The 2,605-nt window shown below is 60.8% G+C and carries 3 protein-coding genes; all 3 read left to right on the top strand.

From position 1 onward, the window contains the following. Positions 1 to 835 (top strand): efflux RND transporter permease subunit (locus tag ACR652_RS26890; protein ID WP_434509550.1); only part of this gene is annotated, 835 nt, incomplete at its 5' end. Next, positions 825 to 2,021, top strand: coding sequence for an efflux RND transporter periplasmic adaptor subunit (locus tag ACR652_RS26885; protein WP_434509549.1), 1,197 nt, complete (start codon positions 825 to 827; stop codon positions 2,019 to 2,021). The genes ACR652_RS26890 and ACR652_RS26885, both read left to right, overlap by 11 nt. Positions 2,022 to 2,023: 2 nt before the next feature. Then, positions 2,024 to 2,605: TolC family protein (locus ACR652_RS26880; protein WP_434509548.1), on the top strand; the 582-nt coding region annotated here is incomplete at its 3' end.

Raw genomic sequence — 2,605 nt, 5'->3', positions numbered from 1 at the left:
GCCGCAGTACCGGCTGGATACGCTGCCGGCGCTGGCCAACCTGCCGATCAGCGGCACCGGCAGCAGCACCCAGCAAACGCTGGGCGCACTCGCCACCTTCCAGCGCGGTAATGGCAATGCGGTGGTCAGCCAGTACGACATCCAGGCCATGGTGCAGATCAACGCCACCACACAGGATCGCGATCTGGGAGCCGTAGCCAAGGATATTCACCGCATCATCGACGAAACGGCAGACCAGGTGCCCAAGGGCGCGACCGTGGCCTTGCTTGGCCAGGTAAAAACCATGGACAGCGCCTTCTCCGGCCTGCTATTCGGCTTGTTTGGCGCCATCGTGCTGATCTACCTGCTGATCGTGGTCAACTTCCAGTCGTGGAGCGACCCCTTCGTCATCATTACGGCGTTGCCGGCGGCGCTGGCAGGCATCGTCTGGATGCTGTTCGTGACCTATACACCGCTTTCGGTGCCGGCGCTGACCGGAGCCATCATGTGTATGGGTGTGGCCACAGCCAACAGCGTGCTCGTTATCAGCTTTGCGCGTGAACGCCTGGAGCAACTTGGCGATGCTACCAAGGCCGCCATAGAGGCCGGTTTCGTGCGCTTCCGCCCGGTGCTGATGACGGCGCTGGCCATGATTATCGGCATGACGCCCATGGCGCTGGGCCTGGGTGATGGCGGCGAGCAGAACGCGCCTCTGGGCCGCGCCGTGATTGGCGGCCTGATCTTCGCCACCATCGCTACCCTGATTTTTGTGCCCGTCGTGTTCAGTATCGTGCATCGGCGGTACAGCCCTAAAACCGTATCAAATTCTAGTATTGGAGAATTAAATGCAGTCTAACCAGAATGCTCCACGCCCATCGCATAACACCTTGCGCATCAGCGGTATCGCGGCCGTGCTTATTGCCACTGCCATTGTCATCACCGGTATTGCGAGCCGTGCCAACAGCAACGAGAAGCTGAAGCGATGGACGGATGAACAGGCAGTGCCCAGCGTGAGTGTCATCGTGCCCGACAGTGAAAGCGCATTATCGACACTCGACCTCCCCGGTCGTTTTGAGGCCTATGCGCGGGCGCCTATCTACGCCCGTGTCAGCGGTTACCTCAAAAGCTGGAAAGTCGATATAGGTGCACAGGTGAAAGCCGGCCAGTTATTGGGCGAGATAGAAACGCCGGATCTCGACCAGCAGCTATTGCAAGCAAGGGCTGATCTGGCCAGCGCCCAGGCCAATGTCGAGCTTGCCTCAACCACGGCCAGGCGCTGGCAGGCCATGCTCAAGACCGATTCGGTTTCACGCCAGGAAGTCGACGACAAGACTGGCGATTTTGCCAGCAAGGAGGCGCTGTTCAAGGCAGCCCAGGCAAATGTCGATCGTCTGGTTGCCACCAAGGGTTTCGCGCGTATCGTGGCGCCATTCGACGGTACCGTGACGGCGCGCGAGACCGATACCGGTGCATTGATCAATGCGGGCGGCGGTAGCGGCCCGGCCCTGTTCGAGGTATCGGATACGCGCAAATTGCGCCTCTACGTCAACGTGCCGCAGAACTACGTAACCAGCGTCAAGCCCGGCACCAAGGCCGACATCCGCGTGCCTGAACATGCAGGCAAGGCCTACACGGCGACGGTTGAATCCACCTCGCGTTCAGTGGATGTGGCATCCGGTACGACATTGATTCAGCTTGCGGTTGATAACGCCAACGGCGAACTGTTGCCGGGCCGTTTTGCCAATGTCAGCCTGCATCTGCCGGGCAATGTGGCTACGCTTAGCATCCCCGCCAGTGCGCTCATCTTTGACCAGGCTGGGCTGCGTGTTGCTACCGTGGGCGCTGACAACAAGGCATTGTTGAAGCCGGTAACGATTGCGCGCGACCTTGGCAAAACGATAGAGCTGGGCTCAGGCATCACGGCTGCCGACCGCGTGATCGAAAGTCCGCCGGACGGCATTGCCGCCGGTGACTTGGTCCATGTCGTGGAAGCTAGCCAGAAACAGGCTAGCGCCTCGACCGCCAACAAGAAAACCAACTGATCATGAGAACTGTAAAAACTGCCGCCGTGGCGGTGCTCGTCTTGCTTTTTGTGCTCAACGGCTGCTCCATGGCGCCGCCGCTCAAGACGCCAGAAGTCCCAATTGCGCAGAATTACAAGGAAACCGCGCCGTGGATGATCGCCCAGCCGGCCGATGAGCTGCCGCGCGGCGCCTGGTGGAAGCTTTACGGAGATGCCGAACTTGACTCGCTTGAAGACCAGCTCGTCGCCAACAGCCCCGACCTGGCCGCTGCAGTAGCGCATTATGCGCAGGCCGCGGCCTACACTACCCAACTGCGTTCCGGTTTCTACCCAACAGTGGATGGTGTAGCCAGTGGGCAGCGTAACCGGCAGTCTGACAATCGGCCGCTGCGCAGCGGTGGTGCCGGCCCGGACGAGTACAGCGCCTACTCGCTAGGTGTACAGGCAAGCTACGAGGTCGATCTATGGGGCCGCGTGCGTAACCTTGTGGCGTCCGGTGAAGCCACGGAGCAGGCCAGCAAGGCCGACCTCGAGTCGACACGGCTCAGCCTGCAGGCTGAGCTTGCGCAGAATTACATCGCCCTGCGCGGCCTCGACCAGCAA

Origin of the sequence: Methylocystis sp. (genome assembly GCF_051061225.1) — a bacterium.
Taxonomy (GTDB): Bacteria; Pseudomonadota; Alphaproteobacteria; order Rhizobiales; family Beijerinckiaceae; genus Methylocystis.
Note: the sequence above shows the minus strand (reverse complement) of the source record. Positions and strands in the feature narration are given on the sequence as shown.

Excerpts from the sequence above, each read along its gene's own strand:
- ACR652_RS26885 (WP_434509549.1), top strand. The coding sequence starts at position 825 with ATGCAGTCTAACCAGAATGCTCCACGCCCATCGCATAACACCTTGCGC.